Origin of the sequence: Fibrella forsythiae (assembly GCF_017353175.1) — a bacterium.
Taxonomy (GTDB): domain Bacteria; phylum Bacteroidota; class Bacteroidia; order Cytophagales; family Spirosomataceae; genus Fibrella; species Fibrella forsythiae.
Window position 1 is genome coordinate 500,402 of sequence record NZ_JAFMYW010000004.1, and the last position, 22,193, is coordinate 522,594.

Sequence of the window (22,193 nt, forward strand, 5' to 3'; positions counted from 1 at the left end):
ATAATTATAAAAATAATCTGTATCAGATAACCGTATTTACGCATAAAAGCTGGATAAAAAGCGCGTATCGATATATACGCTCCAACTACTATGCCAGCTACTTTTTTGTAAGTGTATTACTACGCTGTTTAACTAATCAACAGGATGATTTACAGCAGAGTATATCTACCAACCTAGCAAAAGCCTTCTATGCACTTTAAACAAGTATCTGTCAGCAATTGCCTCTTTACGCGTATTTTGGTATCAATACTTACCTCTTATTTCATTATTCAATGGACAAACTATACAGAACATACAGACCGTCAATTGTACGGGGTCTGTTCGGTTTGCTGTGCCTGACGTTGGTTAGCCTCAACGCACTGGCTCAGTCAGCCACTCGCTACACCATCAAAGGCCGTATCACGGAAGATGACGGTCAGCCGCTTCCTGGCGCCACGTTACTGATTGCCGGCACAACCATAGGTACGTCGTCAGATTCGGAGGGTAATTATACGCTGGCAGCTACGGTAAAACCCGGCCCGGCTACACTGGTCATTTCGGCCATTGGCTACGAAACCCTTCGGCAAGCCATCACCTTCGGTTCCACCGAGCAGATCACGCTGAACCTCACAGTAAAAGCCGCGCCCACGAACCTCGATGAAGTGGTGGTGACCGGCTCAACATTGTCGGCCCCCAAACGAGAACTGGGGAATGCCATCAGCACCGTTCGGGCATCAGACCTGGTGCAGTCGGGATCGGGCAACCTGATCAACTCCTTGCAGGGAAAAGTACCCGGCGCGCAGATCACCCAAAACTCGGGCGATCCGGCCGGTGGCATCACCATTCGCCTGCGTGGTATCAAGTCACTGTCGGGTTCGTCTGATCCGCTGTACATTGTGGATGGCGTAATTGTCAGCAATGCCAGTACGAACGTATCGCAGCTGGCGCTGGCCAACGACGTGGGTACGTCGAACGTAGGGCAAAACCGCCTGTCTGACATTAACCCCGACGATATTGCTACACTGAACGTGATCAACGGGGCCGCCGCCGCTGCTCAGTACGGTTCGCGGGCCGCCAATGGCGTGGTGATCATCACCACCAAACGTGGCGCGAGCGGCAAACCACAGGTGAGTTTCTCCACGTCGTTCAACGTCAATGAGTTGCGCAAGATGGTGCCGGTAAACACCTACGGCAAGCAATTTGGTTTTGCGGGTCTTCGCCTCTACACTATCGGCGGCATTTCGGCCGCACAGATAGCCGCTAACCCCGGCACCACTACGACCAACATCTTCCGCGACGGCACGCTCACCCCGCTGGCCACCAACCTGGTCGACGTAACGCGCTACAACTATTTCGACCAGATTTTCCGGACGGGAACGGGCACCGATAACAACATTTCGGTTAACGGCGGTACCGATAACACACAGTACTACGTGTCGCTGGGGTATTTGCAGAACCAGGGCATCATCAAAGGCACCGATTTCTCACGCTACAGCCTGCGCGCCCGCGTCGATCAGCGCCTGACCAACTGGGCCAAAGTGACCGTGGGCCTCAGCTACGCCAATAGCCTTTCGAACGAGAAAGCAAACGGCAACGTGTTCTACAGCCCCATCAACGCGGTGAACATCACCAACAACATCTACGACATCACCCAGCGCGACGCCGCCGGTAACCTGCTGGCTGTTGAACCTACCCGCGTCAACCCCCTGTCGACGATCGAAGACATGAAGTTTTCGCAGCAGGTGAGCCGCACCATCGGCAGTTTCCAGCTGAATCTGACCCCGTTCAAAGGCCTTGCTGTCGACTATATTGCCGGGGTTGATGCCTACTCGCAATTTGGTAAGAACTACATCCGGCCGTATCCCTATCAGGCGGTGGCGGGTTTGCCCGCTGCTCGCTATCCGCAGGGTTTCGCTGCTAACGCCACGAATCAGGTCATGCAGTTCAACAACGACCTCAATGTATCGTACCAGACATTCTTCGGTGAAAACATCAAGCTGAACGCCGTTGCCGGGTACAGCTACCAATACTACCAGTCGGACTACACGGCTCAAAGTGGTCAGAACCTGTCGCCTTTCATCGAAACGGTTAGCGGTGCCAGCAACACGACCTACAGCCTGAACTACGGCCTGGACCGTTACGCGCTGAGTGGCTTGTTCGGGCAGGCAACGCTTGGCTACAAGAATCTGGCGTTCATCACCGGCGCTATCCGTCGCGACCAGTCGAGCAAGTTCTCACCCACGCAGACCAACCAGTTTTACCCAAAAGTGAGCGGCTCGCTGATTGTGTCGGACCTGGATTTCTGGAAGAGTGCGGGCATTGGCAAGTCGGTGAACAGCGTGAAACTTCGGGCCAGCTATGGCGAAGCCGGTAACCTGTCGGGCATTGGCTCCTACGCGCGTTTCTACCAGTTCAACCCGGTTGGGTTCCTCGGAAAGAATACCGTTACGCCCGGCACCCAACTCGCCAACCCCGAAGTGCAGCCCGAACGCATGGCTGAACTGGAAGGTGGTATCGACGTGGGCCTTCTGGGCGGAAAGATCAATCTGGGTGTTACGGCTTACCAGCAGAAGATCAGCAACCTGATCGTGAACCGCACGCTGGCTCCCTCAACGGGCGGTACCAGCATCGTGAACAACGTAGGGGCCATGCAGAATACTGGCTTCGAGATCATGCTGGATGTGAATCCGATCAAAACCAAAGATTTCAACTGGGATTTCACCATCCTCTACAACCAGAACCGTAACAAAGTCACCGACCTCGGCGGCCTGACCGTGGTCGACGTAGGTGCTGAAGGCACATCGGGCGCCCCCGTACGGCTGCTGTTGAATCAGCCCGTGGGCGTCTTCTTCGGTACGGGTTATGCGCGCAACACAGACGGTTCACTCATTTTGACCTCGTCCGGCTTCCCGCAGTCGGAGCGGGCATCGCAGCAGGCTACCGGCTCAGTCGACTTTACTCCGGCGCGTAACACAGATGGCTCGTTCGACGTAACAAAGCCTTTGGCCAACCTGATTATCGGCAATCCGAACCCGAAATGGACAGGCTCATTCAGCACCAACCTGAGCTATAAAAAGCTGACGCTGCACGTGTTGCTCGACGCCGTTCAGGGCCTGAATGTATTCAACGCCGACAAACGTACCCGGCAGGGCGTTGGCCTGGGCGACTATGCCGAGCAGGAGTTGCGGGGTACGTTGCCACGCGGCTATATCTTCGGTATCTACAACACCCAGGAATTCCGGGTAGATGATGGCTCCTACACCAAGCTGCGCGAACTGTCGCTGAGCTATTCACTGCCTACGTTCACCAAAGCAATTCGCTCATTGAACCTCGCCTTGATTGGCCGTAACCTGTATTCGTGGGATAAATACACGGGCTTCGATCCTGAAACGAACGCGGGTGGTAACAACGATCTGATCCGCGGCGTCGACTTCGGCAACGTACCTATCCCACGTACCTACCAACTCAAACTGACGGCATCATTCTAAAAATGTTTACAGTTTACCGTTTGCCGTTTACAGTAAACAGTAAACTCCTTAAATCATGAAACGATACATCATCCTTCCCACCATACTGGCGGTGGCGCTGTCGCAGACAAGCTGTAAATCGCCTGAATACCTGAACCCCAGTTCGATCAGCCAGTCGCAGGCGGTTAGCTCAGCCGATGGGTTGATCACACTGTCCAACGGGCTTCAATACCGCTATACAACCGGCGGTGCCCTGAGTGTTCTGTATAATGCAACCGCTGGCGGTGGGCTAACCACCCGCGAGCTGAGCGTGTTGAACGTCGGGAACATCGAAGAGGCTAACCTGGCTACGGGCGGTGGCACCGTGAACAACGGCAATGCGGTAGTACGGAACCTCTGGACGCAATCGCACCTGGTCAGGGCCAACGCTGAACTGATCCTGGCCAATACAACGGTGGTCGACAACGACCCCGGCACCAAGAGCGGTATCGTTGGGTATGCGTCGATTTTTCGGGCGCTCTCGCTGGGTACGTTAGCTCAATTCTTCGAGCAGTCACCCATCACGACGGGCACCAATGCCCCCTTTGTGGCTCGGGCACAGGTGTTGCAGGAGGCCATCAAAACGCTGGAAACAGCCGCTACGCAGGTAACAACCACGCCCGTGTCGGCCAACTTCACGGGCAAGGTGGTGCCGGGCATCGATATCCCGAATACCATTCAGGCGTTAATTGCCCGCTATGCGCTGTTTGCTGGTGACTACGACAAAGCCCTGGCTGCAGCGGCCAAAGTCAACCTCAGCAGCAAGTCGGTCTTTAACTTCGACGATAACACCCGCAACCCGTTATTCGATTACACCTTTGGCAACCTGAACGTGTTTCAGCCCACCAACGCGAACCTCGGCCTCACAGGTACGTTAGCTCCCGACCCGGCCGACAAACGCCTTACCTTCCTGACCAAAACGAGCAGCAACACGGCCGTAACGCCGGTGGTGGCCACGGCGTATTATACCGCCAACAGCGCGGCCATTCCGGTCTACGTACCTGGTGAAATGATCCTGATTCAGGCCGAAGCCTATGCACGCAAAAACGACCTGACCAACGCCGTGACGCAGTTGAACCGGGTACGTACCAAAGTTGCTACCGCCGATGTGTTTGGATTGGGCGCGGCGTTACCGGCTTATTCAGGCGCGAACACCGCAGCGGATATTCTACTGGATATTTATAAGAATCGCCTCGTGGAACTGGCTTTTCAGGGTTTCCGGCTCGAAGATAGCCGACGGTTTGGCCGACCTGCGGCGGGTGCTACGGGTGCCGAACGAAACCGGAATTATTTCCCGTACCCGCGCACCGAACGCGACAACAACACCAGCACCCCAGCCGACCCGGCGCTGTAGGTTTTTAGAGGTTACATGTATGCGTTCTGCCACTTTGCCTAAAGCTCCGGTAGCTTCAGGCAAAGTGGCAGAACGCTTTTTTGTAGGCGATTTTAACGCGCCAGGGCTTTTTTTACTATTTTTTCACATAAGCCGGTAATGCCGGGCCCCTTCCCTGCATATAGTATAGATAGGGTCGTATAGTTCACCTAACTACCTCACGAACAGTCGCGCCAACTTGTTATGAAACCCCTGCTACCATACGACGAAATCCTGAAAAAACTTCGTCAGCGCGATACCAGCGTATTGGCCGCGTTGCTGGAGCAATACGGGGGAAAGATGGTCGGGTATGCACAACGGCAATGGCAATTTTCAGCAGAGGAATCCTCTGAACTGATTTACCAAACATTCGATGTGTTGTTGCGTCGGACCGACCCAACGATTCCGTCGGCCAGTACGCTTTCGTTCGAAGCACAACCACAGTTCGATGCGTTCGTTTTTGGGATATTTATCAACAAGCTACGCGAAGCGCACCGGCAACGGAACCGTGAGGCGCAGCGATACATTCCCATCGATCAGCTTGAGCCGGTCAACAGTGACGACGCTGACGAAGGCGATGAACGCACAGAACCGCTCGACATCTGGTTCGAGTCAGACGATTCGTCGGATGACCATAAACGACTTGCACAGATGGACGAAGCGCTGGCCACCCTTCCGCCCGAGGACAGGTCCTTATTATTGCTTTGGGCGCAAGGCTTTTCGTATTCCGACATTGGCGGAAAACTGGGGCTAAACCCACAGCATTTGAATGTGCGCTGTTTCCGGGCCAAGCAGCGCGTTATTAAATGGTTTTCAGAACATGCTAAGCAAACACAACTATGAAAATGCACAATGAATCACTGGCTTTTGCGCTCCGGCAGGTCTGGGTCAACCAACCCGACCATCAGGCCGACACGCCCGCAACAGCTTATCTGCTGGACACCGAACCCGCTGTTAACCTGCCCGATACGGTCAGACAACGCACCCTCGACCGCCTTCAGATTCGACTTACTACCCCTTCGCTCGGGCAGTTACTCCAGCAGCAAACCCAGGCGAAAGACGTAATCTGGCAACAGGAACAGACTGGTTTTTCGGCCGAAACGCTGAACGACCTGTGCAACGACGCCATTCACCCCACGTCGGTGCCGGTCATGCGGATGAAACGATTGATCCATTTTTTACGACTCTCGACCGAGCAGGCGTTTGCTGCGCTTCAGAAAACAGCCGACCAGTACAACTGGCAGGCTGGCCCCTCTACCTTCAGTTACGCACAAATGGGTCGGCTCTCGCATCCAGACCGGCCCGCCTCAACTACAACCTCAACGGGTCGGCATTTCCTTTTTGAGAGCGATGAAGCCTTACAACTGTACCTGAATCGGCTTGGCGATGTGTTGGCTAGCGAATCTACTACTTAACCATCTTCCTAGACCTCTCATCTCTCCGTTGCAGAACGTATCAACCGGCGCCTTCTGGGCCGCAGTATACGTTCGGCGATGGCGTTTCCCTTTCTTGCCATGCAACAATCATCAACCTGGGCCAACCAGTATGAACAACTGGCGTCTGCAACTGACCTAATCAATGAATCGGTCAATATTATTATCAAAGAAAAGCACGTGCATCAGTACCCGCAACTGTCGACCCGTCCAAGCTTTTATCTATCTGAACAGCAGATTAACCAGGCCCGAACTACCGTTGCCGACCTGGTTAGCGCATTGATCGACGAGAACATCGACGAGCCAACTGGCGATGAATCACACGTTCACCTACCCGACAATCTGCTCGATGATTACCGAACCCGGCTGGATAATAACCCCAATGCCCGCGAACGATTTGAACAACTGCGTGATACGCTGCAATCAGACCAACCTGTCGATGACTCCGGTAAAGCGGCCTTAGACGACCTGGTCCTTACATTAAACAATAGCCGCAAACAGATTTTTCGAAAACTTAGACAATACGGCAGCTGATGAGACAGTTTCTCAACGGGTTATTTTGGGACCAACGGGGGCGGGCCATGCGCATGCGCGACGAATTAAGTCGGCTGGCGCGGTTACCCACTCTCCCCGTTGTCTTTGTGGAAGACACCTGTATGAAACTTGATTTTCTAAGCGAGAAACTAGACAAAATACTGAACGATCACCTTCAGCTTTTCAACGACCTAACCAGCATTTCGCCTGCTGATGCCGAACGGCTCTACGACGATTATAACGTTGGGCAGGTGGTTGATTACACCAAGTTCAGCGAGGCGCTGGAGAAGGCCGAGTTCAATTATACCGTTATCCGGCGCTATGGAGAAGCCGAAGCCGAATTTAGCCGGTTCCTGGCTCGTATTTACGACGAAATAAACCTGACCAAGCCCCTGCCAGTAGTATCGTTTATCAGTAACGCGCACGATTATTACTGGGCTTACTGCCCGCAGGGAGTGATTGGGGCTCCCATCGAAGAAGAACACCACCTGCTGAACTGGCCCGATCTGTATCACGAAATCGGGCACTTCATCTTTGAAAGGCACGAACGTTTCCTGCTGGGTGACGGGCAGATGACCCGCCTGGTAAACGATCATTTTGCGCCCTACATTGCCAATGCAACCACCCCTGAAGCAGTTACCCAATGGACCGACCGGCGGGCGCACTGGCTGGAACACTGGCTTATGGAGTTTTCATGCGACCTGATTGCTACGTACCTGACCGGCCAGGCCTATGCCTGGAGCAACTTTCGCCTGTCATCAATCATTCCAGACGATAATTCGCGGCATATCTACACCAGCCAGATCACCCACCCACCGAATGAATCGCGCATGCGGGCTATTCTGACGATGCTCGACCGGTGTGGTTGGCCCGAAAACGACCTGATGCCTCTGAAAAAAGCATGGGAGAAGCACAAGCTATTGAGCCTCAATGTAGAACCTGCCGATTATACCGCTATTGCACCCAACGCACTCATTGACGCTCTGGCCGACTTTGTTTATAACGAATGTTGCCATGAAATTGGGCTTCATGGTTACCACGACCAGCTAAAAAAAGCCGCTATCAACGTGCCGGTTTCTCATCTGCTCAATGTAGCCTGGAACCAGTTGCTGACCAACCCTACCGGCTATGCCGCCTGGGAAGCCGACCAGATTCGACAACTCCGCAACGATGGGTCAGACGCCCCTGCCTGACCCACATCAGACGTATCCCAGCGTTGCCGGGGTAAACGAACCAGGTTTGCCTGCATAAACAGCCAATAACCCACCCGGCCGAAAATACCGCAGGGCCTCGCGCAGTTGCCCGTGCACTCGTTTAAGTGCCCTCTGCTGGCGGGCATCAGGTACGTCTGATTCGAGTAGGCGGTCGAGCTGCAATACAGCCAGACTGAATGCCTCGCCGGTGTAGGGTATTCCCCGGCCGTGCAGCAGCAACACATTGGCAATCTGCTCATCCCTTGAATCTGAAGCACTGGTCTGCGCCAGCCATTGATTGCGTACTACCAAACCGTCGGGCAGTTCAGGAAACCAGTTGGCCAGGTTTCGTAGCCAATCACCTTCGGCCAGGTCGTAGCGTCGGGCTTGCAACAGCACCGTTGCCCCCACTAACGCGGCGAAGGGTGAAGCCATTTTTTGCTGGAGCGCGCCGTGTAAGAAGTCCATATCGACCATATCGGCCGCCGATGATACGTCGACAGTCTGGTATTTCTCCCATAGATCGGCTATTCGGGAAAGGCTTCCTCCACTCCCGTGCGCCAGATTGGCCTGCAGATCAGGAACATGCCCGTCGGCAGTGACAGTAAAATCGAGCCGGTAGCTGGGTACGTTCCCAGCCTGAAACATAGTCATTGGCGGCAGAGGAATGCCATAGGTTGTTTCGCCGTCGCTGAGTTGAAGCCAGTAGCGGTTCCCCGGCAGATTCAGCTGGAACGTAAGCCGGTAGCCGGTAGAGACCGCCGAATAGGTTGTCTGTTCAACCAGGCTTAGTGGTAATTCTTTATTCTTCAGCCACCTTTTGGTATCTAATGAATAAAGTCGGGATTCGCTCCAAAATGCCGTAACCGACTCTCGCCCCAGTATGCGGTGTAGGCTCGCTCCTGATTCAGGAAGGCTTATTGGGTAGCCTGAATCAGCCTCATTACCAACCTCGTGGTATGACGGAGGGGCCATTGGCATAGGTTCATTGGTCAGTGGGTTTGTGGTGTCTGCGTAATGCGTATACTGTTCACGATTAATTCGGTAGGAAGGGCCACTATACGTATTTCCCCGTTCCAGGCTTATATCCAGTCGTTTAGTGAAATTGATCAGCTCCAGCTCCCTGACAGAGGGGAGCGTCGGTGCTGGCACGGTAGGTGACGTTACCTGTGTAACGACCGAGTATAGATCGAGCGGTTCGCTACCCAGTTTGATGTATTGTTTCGTATTCCACCCCGACGCTGTCAGCAACTGGTTATACCGCTGCCCGATGAAGCGCTGCAACGGAGCCAATTGCACCGAACAGGGAGCTGGCATACATTCGGGCACAAAGCCCTCCTTCGACTGTAAGCCGTCGAGCAGCGCTTGCCCAAATAGTGAGTAGCCATTACCAGGGCTATTGTGCTGGTGAGCCGGCATACCCGTGGCCGTGGCATAGAGAATAGCCGAGTTACAGGCCGAATTAACCAGTTCAGTTGAGGAGATAGTCAGAAAGCCGGTTCCCTGCACGTTGAGTACCGCCAGATCAGGATGCGTATTGCGGCAGGCATCCACAAAGAAAAACTGATCGCATACGGCCAGTTTGGTCATGGCATCGGCTAGTTTACGCACGTTCAGGGCACGGTTATGCGTATTGGGCAGGCCCAGGTAATCGGCCGGCAGCAGTATCTGTTCGCGAAGATGAATTTCCAGGCCGTGGCCACTAAAGAAAAACAGCGACCGGCTTGCCGCAGCAGCTCCCTTAGGCAACCTACTCATCGCGTCGTTCCAGAATGAAATCGCTATCTCCTGGTTCGCAAACGAAGGCAATAAATTGTGCGCTAACACATCTGGCCCATTTCCACTGGTTACTGCCTGCGCAATTTTAGTGGCTTCATCGGCAGTTGGAGCCATTAGCAACCAGCAATGAGCTAGTGGGGCCGGGCCATACTGATACGAGGTACGGAGCCAGTTAAAGAGCGCGTAGGCAGTCCAAGCCGACACGGCCAGTTGCCCCAGTCCGTAACTGTTTTCAGTTTTTTTACCTGCTCCACCTGTCAGGTGATCATAGGTACTTACCCCGATCAGCAGCGCAAAGGTACCGGGCGTACCGGGTGTCCAGTCAGGATTTATCCACAAACCGGGCTGGGTGGCATTGGGAGTGAGTGTCATGGCCTGTACCAGTTAGCGGCTAGGTGATCACGCAGTTTTTCGGCGAATTTCCGGTAGAAGCTGGGTTGTTGCAGATAGCCGCCATGCGCCTGAACTACCGACATCCCGCTGCTATACGGTTCGTCGTCGATGTCGACAAAGATTGGTTTGGCGGTGTAGCTCAGGTAATCGTTAGGGTCCCAGACGTTCCACCAGTGGCCCAGATGCGCCGCCGGGGGCAACGGCACCTTGTTTCCCAACGCCAGGCTATAGGCGGGGCTACTTTCGGCAAAGAGCTTCATTTCCTCGAAAACACCTACCTGCGAGGCCGTCGCACACCAGAAATCGACCTTCACATCCTGAAAAGCGGGCATGTTAGGCAGAAAATGCGTCAATGCATCGTAAACGATCTGTCCGCCCATACTGTGGCTGAGCAACACAATCGGTTCGCCGTCCCGGTGTTGTTGCAGGGTACGGGCTTCCAGTAATGCGTCCAATAGCCGTTGCATGATTGGGCCGGGCTGCTTGGGAGTACCCCGCCCTTCCAGGTACGTGAACACATCGCCGAAGAACAGCATCACCCCCCGATTCAATTTGGGACGTACCTGATTCAGTACCCGCGTGAGGGCATAGCCTGGCGACTGGTCGGCCCGGGTCAGCGCTTCTTTAACCCGGTCTTTCAGATCGCCTAACCAACCCGGCCCCTGGAGGATAAGGCCCGTACGGGTCTGTTCAAGGAATGTGTAGCGGTCTTCTATTAACTGTTGCAGCAACGCCAGTTCGGCGTCCAGATCGGATTGGGCGGCCAGCTCGATGAACGTATCCCTGTCACGAGCGACGTCGTCGGCAGCCATAATGGCCAGCGTTTCCTGCCAATTGCCGGTTTCCTTGGCCAGCACCGTTGCAACGGCCAGTTCACTAAGCTGATCGGGGAGCAGGTCTTTGAGCCGGGTACGTGGTTCGGTTGACACAGAGCCTGTTGTTGACCCCGCTATGATCAGGTTCGAACCGGTGGCAACCGGGCCAGCGAGCACAACTGGTGGCACTTCCCCAGGCAGGTTTTTCAGTTCGGTGTTGAACTCGGCCAGCATTGGTGCCTGCTCGGCTGGTGGTGGCGTTACATTAGCGCCCATTGTCCAGAGTGGAGTTGGGCAGGCCCGCAGATCCCAGGCAAACGAAGCGCCCAGATCACCCCAGAATACGCGGCGTACAGGTACGTCGCCCGGCACATTGTCCTGTTTTAGCTCGTCGGTAATATAGCGCCGGAGCATGGCTTCGCGTTGCTCCAGATCGGTTGGGTTTCGGGTAGCAACGCCGTGAATATGAACAACGGGCATGGGCGAACAGAGTTAGGGTAGCACACAAGAAAACAACTGCCAAACCTGTAACTTGCTACTCGTCAGCGCGGAGACACACGCTAACGGGTTAATGATAGCCCACGTAAAATAGCCATTGTCTGACTTTCCACGAATCGAATTGAGTAAGCGGTTTGTATCGGGAAGTTCCCGCAGAATTAACTACGTCAGAAATAACAGGCGGTTGCCAAATTGATGCCGATATTTGAACGTTTTTCGTTCGCTATTCTTCGTTGCGTCTTATGATCATTGCACTTGGCACCGACCACGCTGGTTTTACTTACAAAGAATTGGTTAAAGACCACCTCACGCAGGCTGGCCACACCGTCATCGACAAAGGCACGTTCTCGCCCGATCCGGTCGATTATCCTGATTTTATCCGTCCTGCGGCTCAGGCCGTACTGGATGGCGAAGCTGAACGCGCTATCGTTTTCGGCGGTTCGGGCAATGGCGAGGCCATGACCGCCAACCGCCTTAAAGGCATTCGCTGCGGCCTGTGCTGGAGCGAAGAAACCGCCCGCCTCACGCGCCAGCATAACGACGCCAACGTACTCTCGATGGGTGCCCGCCAGATTTCTGAAGACCTCGCCCTCCGCATCGTCGATATATTCCTCGAAACCCCCTTCGAAGGCGGCCGCCATCTGGCAAGGATTGCGAAACTCGATATCTAAAGAGTCCTCAGTCTTCCGTCTTCAGTCCTCTGCTTCTTCGCCAGTATGAAGATGTAGCGAAGCAACAGAGGACTAATGACGGAAGACTGAAGACAGTAAAACATGTTTTTCTCTCCCCGCGACCTGCGTTTTCACCTGTATGAAGTCATGCAGGCCGAAAAGCTGACTCAACTGCCCTATTTCGCCGAGCACGATCGAACCTCGTTCGATATGGTTCTGGATGCCGCCGCGCAAATCAGCGAAACGCTGCTGCGACCGTTACTGACGGTCATGGATCGGGACGAACCAAAACTGGTAGACGGGCAGATCCGGGTGCATCCGCAACTGGGGGCAATCATCAGACGTTTCGGCGATGACGGCTGGATCAACGCGCCGTTTACCTACGACGAAGGCGGTCAGCAGCTGCCGGCGACGATCATGAACGCGGCGACATTCATTTTTGGTGCCGCCAATTACTCGTCGAGCGTGTTCCCGTTTCTGACCACCGGTGCGACCAATCTGCTGCGATCATTCGGCTCAAAAGAACTCGTCGACCGGTTTACGCCCATGATGTACGCCGGTCGCTGGCAGGGAACCATGGCCCTGACCGAACCAGACGCGGGTTCATCACTGTCTGATATCACCACCTCTGCCGAACCCACCGACGTACCAGGCGAATACCGCATTCGGGGGCAGAAAATCTATATTTCGGCGGGCGACCACGACGCCTGCGAAAACGTAGTGCACCTGATGCTGGCCAAGATCAAAGGGGGCCCCGCTGGAGCAAAAGGCATTTCGCTCTTTGCGGTGCCCCAGAAACGTTTCGAATCTGGCACGTTGGTTGGTAACGACGTGCAGACGGCGGGCATTTACCACAAAATGGGTTACAAAGGTGCTCCAATCGCCCACCTCATGGTAGGCTCGGGCGCGGGGGCCATTGGGTACCTGGTCGGCGAACCGCATCAGGGCCTGCGCTACATGTTCCAGATGATGAACGAAGCGCGGGTCGGGGTGGGCATGAACGCCGTCTCTATCGGCACCGCTGCTTATTACGCCTCGCTGGAATACGCCCGCGAACGGCCACAGGGCCGCCCCATTTCCGAGAAAGACCCAGCTCGGCCGCAAGTGCCGATCATACGCCATGCCGATGTTCGCCGACTGCTGCTGTTTCAGAAAGCCGTGTTGGAAGGCTCGCTGGGGCTATTGTTGCAATGCAGCTACTACGCCGATCTGGCCCATGCAGGCGATGGCGAAGTGGCCCAAAACGCGGCCCTATTACTCGATCTGCTCACGCCCATCGCCAAATCATACCCGTCGGAAATGGGTTGCCTGACAACCAGTGCAGCCGTGCAAGTGCTGGGTGGGGCGGGCTACACCACCGATTTTCCGGTGGAACAATTTTACCGCGAAGCCCGTATCCACCCCATCCACGAAGGCACCACGGGCATCCACGGCCTCGACCTGTTAGGCCGGAAAGTGACGTTACACGGTGGAAAAGGCGTGCAATTGCTGGTTGCCGACATGCAGAAAGCCATCGCCGACGCCAAAACGCACCCGGAACTAACGTACCTGGCCAGCCAGTTAGGCGAAGCGATCAGCCACCTGACAACGGTGACAACGTACCTGCTTGGCCTCGCCGCCGACCCAACCGTTTTTCTGGCCGATGCCACACTCTACCTCGAATTCTTTGGCATCGTTACGCTGGCCTGGCAATGGCTTCGGCAGGCAACCATAGCGCAGGCCGCGCTGCCCACCGCCCAGGGCGACGATCAGGCCTTTTATCAGGGCAAGCTCATGGCTGCCCGCTATTTCTACGAATACGAACTGGTGAAAACGCTTTCCCTGGTCCACCGCCTCCAATCTACGGATCATGTAACGCTGGAAATGCATAGCGATTGGTTTTGAGGAAGTTGATGTGGTTTTATCGCTCAATCTAAGCTGTGTCAACTCCCACTGAGTAGGTAACTGAACACTGATCGCCATAGCCTGTTCAGACATATACGTTATGTTTAACTCGTCCGGCTATGTCTTTTCAGGAATTAATGCTGACCTACGGCTACCCGATTCTTTTTATAGGAGTGATGCTTGAGAGCGAAGCATTCCTGATCGTAGCCGCTTATCTGGCCCATCGTGGCTATTTTTCGCTGCCAATCGTCATTGCGGTAGCCGCCCTTTCGTCATTTACCATCGCCCAGTTTTGCTTCTACATCGGGCATCGATACGGCTCAACTTTCATTGCGAAACGTCCGAAATGGCAACAGCGGTTTCTCCGCGTGCAGACGCTGCTTCAACGTTACGGATCTGGTTTGGTAGTTGGCTACCGGGCCATGTATGGGCTGCGGGGCGTTATTCCGGCGTCATTGGGGTTGGCGGGCTATTCCCGCCCGCGCTTTCTGGCAATCAACGCGTTAAGCGCGATCATCTGGGCGGTGGTGGTCGCATTGGCCGGGAATAGCGTTGCCCACGCCGCCGAGCAGGTGTATGTTCAAATTCGTCAGCACGACAAACTGGTCATTCTGATCTTACTGGGGCTGGGTACGTTGTGGGGTCTCTACCGACTGTATCGCCAGCCCGAGATTAAGAAAGTGAATACGCCAACGAACCTGGTTGATATCAATCAGGGATAAAGAGCGATCGAACTCGGAATTGCGGATGTCGGCTTGGCTCCTGATCGGGGCGCTCTTTGCCTGAATGCGCTTGCGCCAGCACTTCGCGTCCGGAAGCTAAAATCCACTATTTTTCTACCTTACAAACAGGCTCAGCACCATGACCCCGGCCAAGCCGCAGACCGATACCAGCGTTTCCATCACCGACCAGGTTTTGAGCGTGTCGGCCATCGAGAGTTGAAAGTATTCGCGGAACAGCCAGAAGCCCGTGTCGTTGACGTGCGAAAACATCATACTGCCTGCACCGATGCTCAGTACCATCAAATTAGGCTCCACGCCTGTCGATTTCAACAGGGGCAGCATAATCCCCGCTGTGGTAATGCCCGACACCGTTGACGAACCTACACAAACCCGGATAATGGCAGCAATACCCCACCCAATGACGTATGGATGCAACGACGAACCCTGCATGATATCGGCAATCGACTGGCTCACACCTACATCGGTCAATACCTGTTTCAGCGCACCGGCACCGCCGAAAATCAGAAAGAGCATAGCCACTTCCTTCACCGAATCGACCAGCAAGTCGGTTACGGCAACCAGCGACTTACCCCGCTGAACGCCAAGCGTATACATGGCCACTAACACAGAAACCAGCATGCTCACTACGGGCTCGCTCAGGAAGAGTAGTGCCTGTTTGGTGAATGACCCATCGATCAGAAACGGGTTGAGCAACGTACCCAGACTGATCAGGAAAATGGGCAGCAACACCGTCAGGAAGCTTACCGTCGTTGATGGCATCTGCTCGTTGGTGAGTGCCGGCGCAATCAGGGCCTGATTCGGTAGCGTAGAGTAGCGTTTCAGCGTTGACCCGAACAAAATACCCGATACCAGAATGGCCGGAATGGCAACCAGTATCCCATAGAACAGCGTCAGGCCCATATCGGCGTTGAACTGCTTTAAAATTGCCAGCGGAGCCGGGTGCGGCGGCAGGTAGCCCTGCGTGACCGACAGTGACGCCAGCATCGGAATACCCACATACACCGCCGGAAGCCTGTACCGCTGCGCCACCGTAATCACCAGCGGAGCCAGCAGCAGAAAACCCACCGAGTAAAACAGCGGCAGCCCCACCAAAAAGCCCGTCAGCATAAACGCCCATCGAATACGGCCGGTTCCGGCCAACCCAATCATACTTGCCGCAATCCGCTGTGCAGCACCGCTTTGCGCCACCAGTTTCCCGAGCATAGCCCCCAAGGCAATAATGCCCAGGATGGAGCCAAGTGTACTTCCAATTCCCTTTTGAATTGACTCGACCAGCTCAACCGGCGACATACCCAATACCAGCCCCACCCCCAGCGAAACCAGCAAAAAAGCCAGAAAAGCGTGTAACCGAACGTATGAGATCAGCAACACAAGCAGGATAATACTCAGAATGGTAACGAGTAGCGACATGGCGGGCAACAGATGGCAGCGGTACCGTCATAACCAGCCACCTACGGTAACCTACTGATTGATCGGCATCAGAGCCGGGCTACCAGCGCCCCCCTGTATCCGAAAAGCACTGGGTAACGCACCGAAATACTGCTTGAAGGCCACCGTGAAATGAGCCGGATTTTTGTAACCTACCCAGTATGCTACCTCACTTATGGTCTCGTCGCTCTCCAGCAGCAGTCGTTTAGCATCTTCCATCCGGCGCTGGGTAATGTAGCCCAGAATCGTTGTGCCAAACTGCTCTTTGAATCCTCGCTTAAGGGTAAATTCATTCAGACCGACCAGTTTCGCTAACTCAATGATTGTTGGCGGATTGACGTAGCTGGCATCAAGTACCTCACGTGCTTCCTGTATTTTACGATCAGCTACCTGTTTCGACGTACGATCAACGGGTTGTACGCCCTGCATCTGTTCGAGTTGAAGCATCAGCAGTTCCAGAACTCGGGCTTCCAGAAACAGCCGTTGCAACGTACCTGTGCGTTGACTTGACCAGATATCCCGAATTAACCGGTCCATCGCCGAGGTGACAGGTGCGTTTTTCGCCATACCGAAACCGGCTTTCTGCTGCCTTATCAGCGCATCAACTGGTTGAGTTGACCCGCCCTCAACGGGCACCAACCGCCGGTAAACGTCTATCGGAATAAGCACCGCGCTGTAATCCAGAGGCAGGCCAGCTGCCTGATAGGTATACAGGCTTTTTGATTGGGGCAGGTAACAGCTATTGTGCTGGCCCGTTGAGAAGCGTTGCCGGGGTGTCTTGCCACCCGGCTGAACCAGACAGTCGCCCTGCAACGCAAAGTCCAGTTGAATAACCTCCTGCTCCACCTCTTTAAGCAGCTGAATAGGCTGATTCAGCTGAAAAACGGAATGAGACAGGAAGAAATCGCCCGTTGTGATCTGGGTATCTACAAGGCTCCCGAATGGAGCCTCCTGCACCTTCACCTGTCGCTCCCAAAAGGGTACGGGCTGCCCATCAATCCCTTTCAGTGCCTCCTGCCGCAAGCATGTATCGACCCCATTAGCGCGTAGTATTATTTCCATGTTAGCCCGATTACAATACGAATACTCCCGATTACGATACCCACTCTACCGATTCACACCACAAATTTGCATCAAATTAGAATTGATCTAAATAAAATGAAGCTTTTTTATTCGTCTCTCTTCCTGTGCCTAAGTCTGGTAACGCTGTGCACTGAACATAGTCAGGCTCAGTCAACGGGGTCTATTTCAGGTAGCGTAAAAACCAGCGATGGTAACGCTGCTTCTTTCGTGAACGTCAGTCTGAAGGAAACTCGTAAAGCAACGACCACGGCCGAAGACGGCACATACCAACTGAAAGGAGTTAGCCCAGGTACGTATACGATACAGGTAACTTTCGTGGGTCTACGCACGCAGGAGAAAATCGTGCTTGTAGAGGCCGGCCGGGCAACGACCACCGATTTTTCGCTGTCGGAAAGTGCCATTCAACTGACCGAGGTAGAGGTAACGGGCAACAATAAAGCCGTTACCCTGGGTAAAGCAACCCTGGCCCCTCTAGACCTGCCCCAGATGTCGGGGGTAGTGAGCAGTGTAGTCATCGCCAATCAGCAGGCATCTCGCTTGGGCGATGTGCTGAAAAACGTAAGCGGGGTTTCGCTTACGCAGCAGCGCGGCGGTGTGGCCGAAACATTCTCAGCGCGGGGCTACAGCATTGGTATTGCCGGTGCGGGGGGCAGCATTTTCAAGAATGGGGTTATCTCCAACACCATGGGCTTCCCCGAAGCCAGTACGCTGGAGTCGGTGGAAGTGCTGAAAGGTAGTTCGGCGCTGCTGTACGGCAACGTGTCGGGCGGGCTGATCATCAACATGGTCACCAAGAAACCCAAGTTCGAGCGCGGGGGCGAAGTGTCGATGCGGTTTGGCAGTTTCGGCCTTATCAAGCCCATCGTTGATCTGTACGGACCGCTGGCCAAAAACCTGGCGTTCCGGGTAGTAGGTACGTATGAAACAGCCAACAGCTACCGGGATGTGGTGAAAACTAACCGGGTGTACGTCAATCCGTCGCTGTTGTACAAACTAGGTCAGAAAACCACCATTCTGCTTCAGGGCGATTACCTGAAATCGGATCTGACTCCCGATAACGGTATTGGTTCGCTGAACCAGAATCAGGATGCCATCATACCCAACGTACCCCGGTCGCGATTCATCAACACGCCCTGGGCCTACAACAAAGTGGATCAGACCTCGGGCTCAATCAACATTGACCATGCGTTTAGTAATACCTGGAAGCTAACCGCCATTGCCTCAGCGCAGGGAACCGGCGTAAGCGCGTACGGGGCGGGTGTACCCAATAATAACGTATCGGCAACCGGCGACTGGACGCGCACTCTCAGCCGGACCATGACCCGCGAAAACAACGCCACCGGGCAGGTAAACCTCAACGGACGATTCAGCACAGGTTCTATCGGCCATCAGGTATTGGTCGGCAGCGATCTGGTCGGTATTGTGAGTCAGAGTACGGCCTACACGGTCAACTACGGAGTCGGCAAGACATCGTACGACAAAATCAACATTCTGAACCCAGGCCTGTACGAAGCACGCACCGATATTCCCGATGCCACCGCAACAACTCGGACTACGTCGCCATCTACCCGCCTGGGTGTCTACGCGCAGGATTTGATCAGCCTGACCGATAAGATTAAAGTGCTGGCCGGTATCCGGTGGTCGCAGCAACGGACGGTGCAGACAACCATTCTGAATATGATAACCCAGGCTGAAACGCGGGGTACGGCAGAGACCAAGCTAGACGCCGCCTTCTCGCCCAAAGTGGCCCTGATGTATCAGCCAACCAGGATGACCTCGTTTTTCGGCAGTTATTCAAACAACTTCACCATCAACACGGGCGTCGATATTTACGGGCAGATCCTGAAGCCGTCTATTGTTGACCAATTTGAGGCGGGCGTTAAAAACGAATTGTTCAACGGACGAATCACGGCCAACCTCGGCGTATACCGCATTGTCAACAGCAACTTCGCCCAGATGGCCCCGCTTAAAGCCGATGGTACTGCCAACGCCGACGCCAATGTGAAGGAATTCACCGGTCAAACAACAAGCGACGGACTGGAAGTAGACCTGACGGGTAATTTTTCGAAGAACTTCTTCTTCATCACCGGCTATGGCTACAACTACATGCGGTACACCAGAACATCGCTGATAAAAGGATCACCGATCGAAGGCGAACGGCTAACCAACAATCCGGCCCACACGGCAAACGCCACCATTTTCTACACATTTGACCTTCCGCAACTACGGGGCTTGAAACTGGGTGCCTCTGCTTTCTACACGGGCAACCGGTTTGGTGGAAACAACAATACGTATGGCCAAACGCCGGAATTCAGCCGCCTGATTCCATTGGCCGGTTTCACAACAGTCGATGTGTCGGCGGGCTATACCTACCGGAAAGTGTCGATCCTCGCTAAAGTATCGAACCTCACCAACACGTTGAATTACCTGATTCACGACCGCTACAGCATTATGCCAATTCCGCCCCGGCAATTTGTGACTACCCTGTCTTACCGGTTTTAACCAGCCTTAGTTCTACTTCGAATACCTTCCTCTTTCTTCCATTCCCTGCACTCATATCAACGGGTGCAGGGATTTTTTTTGGCAAACGTATTTTCAACCATCCCCCAACAGCCAGCCAGTCCCTGATTTTCTATTTGTTACCAAGTTTAACAGTGATACAAAGTCTTATTTAGACTAAATACCATTAACTTGCAGGCCATTTGATGCGTTCATCCGTTTAGCCGTATCGCATCAGCATGTCAACTCAGTATATCCGCATGAAACAAGTCATTATCGCGCTTCTGGCAGGAATCACCTTCTCAGCCCAGGCTCAGAAAAATGTGCTGCTGGAGCAATCGTTCTGGCAGGGTAAGCCAGACGTAAACCAGGTGAAGGCCGAGGTTGAAAAAGGTAATAGTCCATCGCAGTTCAACCCGAACAGTTTCGATCCCGTTGTGATGGCGATCAATGCGCAGGCGCCCAACGAGTCGATAAAATACCTGTTGTCGCAGCCAGGCAATGACGTAAACAAGATTACCCACGACAGCCGCACGTACCTGCACTGGGCCGCCAACCGGGGGAATCTGGAGGTAGTAGACTATTTGATCGGAAAAGGTGCCAAAACAAGCGTGGAAGATAGCCACGGCAGCACTCCGCTGAACTTCGCGGCCAGTGCCGGTGTACCCGACACCCAACTGTATGATTTGCTGATCAAAGGCGGCGCTAATCTGAAAAAAGACGTCAACCACGACGGTGCCAACGCCCTGCTACTGGCCATCGCCAGCGATAAAGACCTTAAACTGACCGATTATTTCGTCTCGAAAGGATTGGATCTGAAAAGCACCGACGCGGCAGGTAACAACGCATTCGCATACGCAGCCCGGGGTGGTAACCTCACCGTGTTGAAAGCCCTTCAACAACGAAGTGTACCGGTAAACCCCAATGCTATGATTATGGCCGCACAGGGTTCGCGCCGGGGACCTGCTCCTATTGAGGTATTTCAGTATCTGGAAAGCGCGGGGGTGAAACCGGCGGCCGTGAATAAAAATGGCGAAAATGCACTGCACTCGTTAGTGCGTCGGCCGGGACAAACGGCACTGATTGAGTATTTCCTGGGCAAAGGTGCCGATGTCAATCAGGCCGATGAAGATGGCAATACGCCATTCATGAATGCCGCCGCCAGCAACCGCGACCTGGGTACGTTAGCCCTGTTGATGCAAAATGTGAAAAACATCAATCAGAGCAACCGGAAAGGTGCCACAGCGCTGGCCATGGCTGTGCAGGGCAACTCGGCGGAGGTTGTCACGTACCTGCTCAACAAAGGCGCTGATAGCAAAGTAACTGATAAGGCAGGCGATAACCTGGCGGCCTACCTGGTGCAGGGCTACCGTCCGGCTGGTCCAGGTCCGGGTGGTATGGGCGGCGCTCCTCGTCCGGAAGGAGCCGGTTCACCCCAGGCGGCCAACGCTCCCCGGCCTGACGGTGCTCCCCGCCCTGATGATTTCACGGCAAAGCTGAATTTGCTTCAGGAGAAAGGACTCGACGTAAAGGCACCGCAAAAGAATGGCAATACCCTTTATCACCTGGCGGTTGCCAAAAACGACCTGTCGCTGGTGAAACGGCTGGAACCCCTTCAGATCGACGTAAACAGTAAGAATAACGAGGGAATCACCGCGTTACACAAAGCAGCGATGATTTCGAAAGACGATACCCTAATGAAATACCTGCTGTCGATTGGGGCGAAAAAAGACATCGCTACCAACTTTAAAGAAACTGCTTTCGATTTGGCCAGTGAAAATGAGTCGCTGTCGAAAAACAATGTGTCTGTTAACTTCCTGAAATAGTATGTCTCGTTTGCCAAAAATAGGCCTGTTGTTGCTGGCTCTGATATATGTCGGCACATCCGCTTCAATTGCCCAACAACCCGGAACATCCCAGTACAAGTGTATGATTCAGATGACCAACTACATGGGCGAAAAAGCGTATGTGGTTGTTTCGCTGATCAACAGTAAAGGAGCTTACGAGAAAACACTGTACGTGCTCGGTTCCGACAAAAAATGGTATCCGGATGTGAAAGAGTGGCACAAGGCGTTGGGCAGGAAAAAACCCAACATCAGCGCTATTACGGGGGCATCAGTGGCTGGTGGCGACCGTAGTGTAACCGTGCTGGAGATTGATAATGCCAAGATCAACAAGGAGTATAAACTGCGGTTCGAGAGTGCGGTCGAAGACAAGCCGTACTACGTAAAAGACCTGGAAATCCCGCTCACGACGGAAGCCCTTTCCGCCAAGAACGAGGGTACCGGCTACATCCGTTACGTCCGTTTCAGCCCCACCACCAGCAATTAGTTGGATGTCGGATTTGGGATTTCGGATTGGGGATTGTTGCTGACGCAAGAGT

At 54.1% G+C, this 22,193-nt stretch carries 16 protein-coding genes; 12 read left to right on the forward strand and 4 right to left on the reverse strand.

Annotation, left to right across the window (positions count from 1 at the left end; genetic code table 11):
- Window positions 1-272 precede the first annotated feature (272 nt).
- From J2I46_RS16115 to J2I46_RS16140, 6 genes are all read left to right on the forward strand, one after another.
- Window positions 273-3,467, forward strand: coding sequence for a SusC/RagA family TonB-linked outer membrane protein (locus J2I46_RS16115; protein ID WP_207330060.1), 3,195 nt, complete (start codon window positions 273-275; stop codon window positions 3,465-3,467).
- Window positions 3,468-3,522: 55 nt separating this feature from the next.
- On the forward strand, window positions 3,523-4,839 hold the full coding sequence (locus tag J2I46_RS16120) for a RagB/SusD family nutrient uptake outer membrane protein (protein WP_207330061.1): 1,317 nt from the start codon (window positions 3,523-3,525) through the stop codon (window positions 4,837-4,839).
- A gap of 222 nt (window positions 4,840-5,061) precedes the next feature.
- A complete protein-coding gene (locus J2I46_RS16125; RefSeq protein ID WP_207330062.1) occupies window positions 5,062-5,700 on the forward strand; it encodes an RNA polymerase sigma factor in 639 nt (212 codons plus the stop codon).
- On the forward strand, window positions 5,697-6,272 hold the full coding sequence (locus J2I46_RS16130; protein ID WP_207330063.1) for a hypothetical protein: 576 nt from the start codon (window positions 5,697-5,699) through the stop codon (window positions 6,270-6,272). The genes J2I46_RS16125 and J2I46_RS16130 overlap by 4 nt, the downstream gene beginning before the upstream one ends.
- Window positions 6,273-6,371: 99 nt before the next feature.
- Window positions 6,372-6,824, forward strand: coding sequence for a hypothetical protein (locus J2I46_RS16135; protein WP_207330064.1), 453 nt, complete (start codon window positions 6,372-6,374; stop codon window positions 6,822-6,824).
- Complete coding sequence (locus tag J2I46_RS16140; RefSeq protein WP_207330065.1) at window positions 6,824-8,017, forward strand: hypothetical protein; 1,194 nt, start codon at window positions 6,824-6,826, stop codon at window positions 8,015-8,017. Before J2I46_RS16135 ends, J2I46_RS16140 begins: the two co-directional genes overlap by 1 nt.
- 6 nt (window positions 8,018-8,023) lie before the next feature.
- Here the strand turns inward: J2I46_RS16140 and J2I46_RS16145 are convergent, their stop codons facing one another.
- Together J2I46_RS16145 and J2I46_RS16150 are read right to left on the reverse strand one after the other, a co-directional pair.
- Window positions 8,024-10,168, reverse strand: coding sequence for a caspase family protein (locus tag J2I46_RS16145; RefSeq protein ID WP_207330066.1), 2,145 nt, complete (start codon window positions 10,166-10,168; stop codon window positions 8,024-8,026).
- Window positions 10,165-11,484 (reverse strand): hypothetical protein, encoded by a 1,320-nt coding sequence (locus tag J2I46_RS16150; RefSeq protein ID WP_207330067.1) that lies wholly within the window; start codon window positions 11,482-11,484, stop codon window positions 10,165-10,167. Before J2I46_RS16150 ends, J2I46_RS16145 begins: the two co-directional genes overlap by 4 nt.
- A 260-nt stretch (window positions 11,485-11,744) precedes the next feature.
- Between J2I46_RS16150 and rpiB the strand changes: the two genes are divergently transcribed.
- From rpiB to J2I46_RS16165, 3 genes are all read left to right on the forward strand, one after another.
- Window positions 11,745-12,173, forward strand: coding sequence for a ribose 5-phosphate isomerase B (gene rpiB / locus J2I46_RS16155; RefSeq protein ID WP_207330068.1), 429 nt, complete (start codon window positions 11,745-11,747; stop codon window positions 12,171-12,173).
- Window positions 12,174-12,275: 102 nt separating this feature from the next.
- Window positions 12,276-14,057: an acyl-CoA dehydrogenase gene (locus tag J2I46_RS16160; protein ID WP_207330069.1), complete on the forward strand. Its 1,782-nt coding sequence runs from the start codon at window positions 12,276-12,278 to the stop codon at window positions 14,055-14,057.
- Window positions 14,058-14,176: 119 nt separating this feature from the next.
- Window positions 14,177-14,779: a DedA family protein gene (locus J2I46_RS16165; RefSeq protein WP_207330070.1), complete on the forward strand. Its 603-nt coding sequence runs from the start codon at window positions 14,177-14,179 to the stop codon at window positions 14,777-14,779.
- A gap of 114 nt (window positions 14,780-14,893) precedes the next feature.
- On the opposite strand, the gene J2I46_RS16170 is transcribed toward J2I46_RS16165, so the two are convergent.
- Together J2I46_RS16170 and J2I46_RS16175 are read right to left on the reverse strand one after the other, a co-directional pair.
- A complete protein-coding gene (locus J2I46_RS16170) occupies window positions 14,894-16,210 on the reverse strand; it encodes a gluconate:H+ symporter (protein ID WP_207330071.1) in 1,317 nt (438 codons plus the stop codon).
- A 51-nt stretch (window positions 16,211-16,261) separates the two neighbouring features.
- Window positions 16,262-17,290 carry a helix-turn-helix transcriptional regulator gene (locus tag J2I46_RS16175; RefSeq protein WP_207330072.1) on the reverse strand — a complete coding sequence of 343 codons (1,029 nt, stop codon included), beginning with the start codon at window positions 17,288-17,290 and terminating at the stop codon, window positions 16,262-16,264.
- A 96-nt stretch (window positions 17,291-17,386) separates the two neighbouring features.
- On the opposite strand from J2I46_RS16175, the gene J2I46_RS16180 reads away from it, so the two are divergent.
- The 3 genes from J2I46_RS16180 to J2I46_RS16190 all read left to right on the forward strand — a co-directional run bounded on the left by J2I46_RS16180 (window position 17,387) and on the right by J2I46_RS16190 (window position 22,141).
- Window positions 17,387-19,813 (forward strand): TonB-dependent receptor, encoded by a 2,427-nt coding sequence (locus J2I46_RS16180; RefSeq protein ID WP_207330073.1) that lies wholly within the window; start codon window positions 17,387-17,389, stop codon window positions 19,811-19,813.
- Window positions 19,814-20,070: 257 nt separating this feature from the next.
- Complete coding sequence (locus J2I46_RS16185; protein WP_207330074.1) at window positions 20,071-21,636, forward strand: ankyrin repeat domain-containing protein; 1,566 nt, start codon at window positions 20,071-20,073, stop codon at window positions 21,634-21,636.
- Between the two features lies 1 nt (window position 21,637).
- Window positions 21,638-22,141, forward strand: a complete 504-nt coding sequence (locus J2I46_RS16190; protein WP_207330075.1) for a DUF2271 domain-containing protein — start codon at window positions 21,638-21,640, stop codon at window positions 22,139-22,141.
- Window positions 22,142-22,193 lie beyond the last annotated feature (52 nt).

Excerpts from the sequence above, each read along its gene's own strand:
- J2I46_RS16115 (WP_207330060.1), top strand. The coding sequence starts at position 273 with ATGGACAAACTATACAGAACATACAGACCGTCAATTGTACGGGGTCTG.
- J2I46_RS16120 (WP_207330061.1), top strand. The coding sequence starts at position 3,523 with ATGAAACGATACATCATCCTTCCCACCATACTGGCGGTGGCGCTGTCG.
- J2I46_RS16125 (WP_207330062.1), top strand. The coding sequence starts at position 5,062 with ATGAAACCCCTGCTACCATACGACGAAATCCTGAAAAAACTTCGTCAG.
- J2I46_RS16130 (WP_207330063.1), top strand. The coding sequence starts at position 5,697 with ATGAAAATGCACAATGAATCACTGGCTTTTGCGCTCCGGCAGGTCTGG.
- J2I46_RS16135 (WP_207330064.1), top strand. The coding sequence starts at position 6,372 with ATGCAACAATCATCAACCTGGGCCAACCAGTATGAACAACTGGCGTCT.
- J2I46_RS16140 (WP_207330065.1), top strand. The coding sequence starts at position 6,824 with ATGAGACAGTTTCTCAACGGGTTATTTTGGGACCAACGGGGGCGGGCC.
- J2I46_RS16145 (WP_207330066.1), bottom strand. The coding sequence starts at position 10,168 with ATGACACTCACTCCCAATGCCACCCAGCCCGGTTTGTGGATAAATCCT.
- J2I46_RS16150 (WP_207330067.1), bottom strand. The coding sequence starts at position 11,484 with ATGCCCGTTGTTCATATTCACGGCGTTGCTACCCGAAACCCAACCGAT.
- rpiB (WP_207330068.1), top strand. The coding sequence starts at position 11,745 with ATGATCATTGCACTTGGCACCGACCACGCTGGTTTTACTTACAAAGAA.
- J2I46_RS16160 (WP_207330069.1), top strand. The coding sequence starts at position 12,276 with ATGTTTTTCTCTCCCCGCGACCTGCGTTTTCACCTGTATGAAGTCATG.
- J2I46_RS16165 (WP_207330070.1), top strand. The coding sequence starts at position 14,177 with ATGTCTTTTCAGGAATTAATGCTGACCTACGGCTACCCGATTCTTTTT.
- J2I46_RS16170 (WP_207330071.1), bottom strand. The coding sequence starts at position 16,210 with ATGTCGCTACTCGTTACCATTCTGAGTATTATCCTGCTTGTGTTGCTG.
- J2I46_RS16175 (WP_207330072.1), bottom strand. The coding sequence starts at position 17,290 with ATGGAAATAATACTACGCGCTAATGGGGTCGATACATGCTTGCGGCAG.
- J2I46_RS16180 (WP_207330073.1), top strand. The coding sequence starts at position 17,387 with ATGAAGCTTTTTTATTCGTCTCTCTTCCTGTGCCTAAGTCTGGTAACG.
- J2I46_RS16185 (WP_207330074.1), top strand. The coding sequence starts at position 20,071 with ATGAAACAAGTCATTATCGCGCTTCTGGCAGGAATCACCTTCTCAGCC.
- J2I46_RS16190 (WP_207330075.1), top strand. The coding sequence starts at position 21,638 with ATGTCTCGTTTGCCAAAAATAGGCCTGTTGTTGCTGGCTCTGATATAT.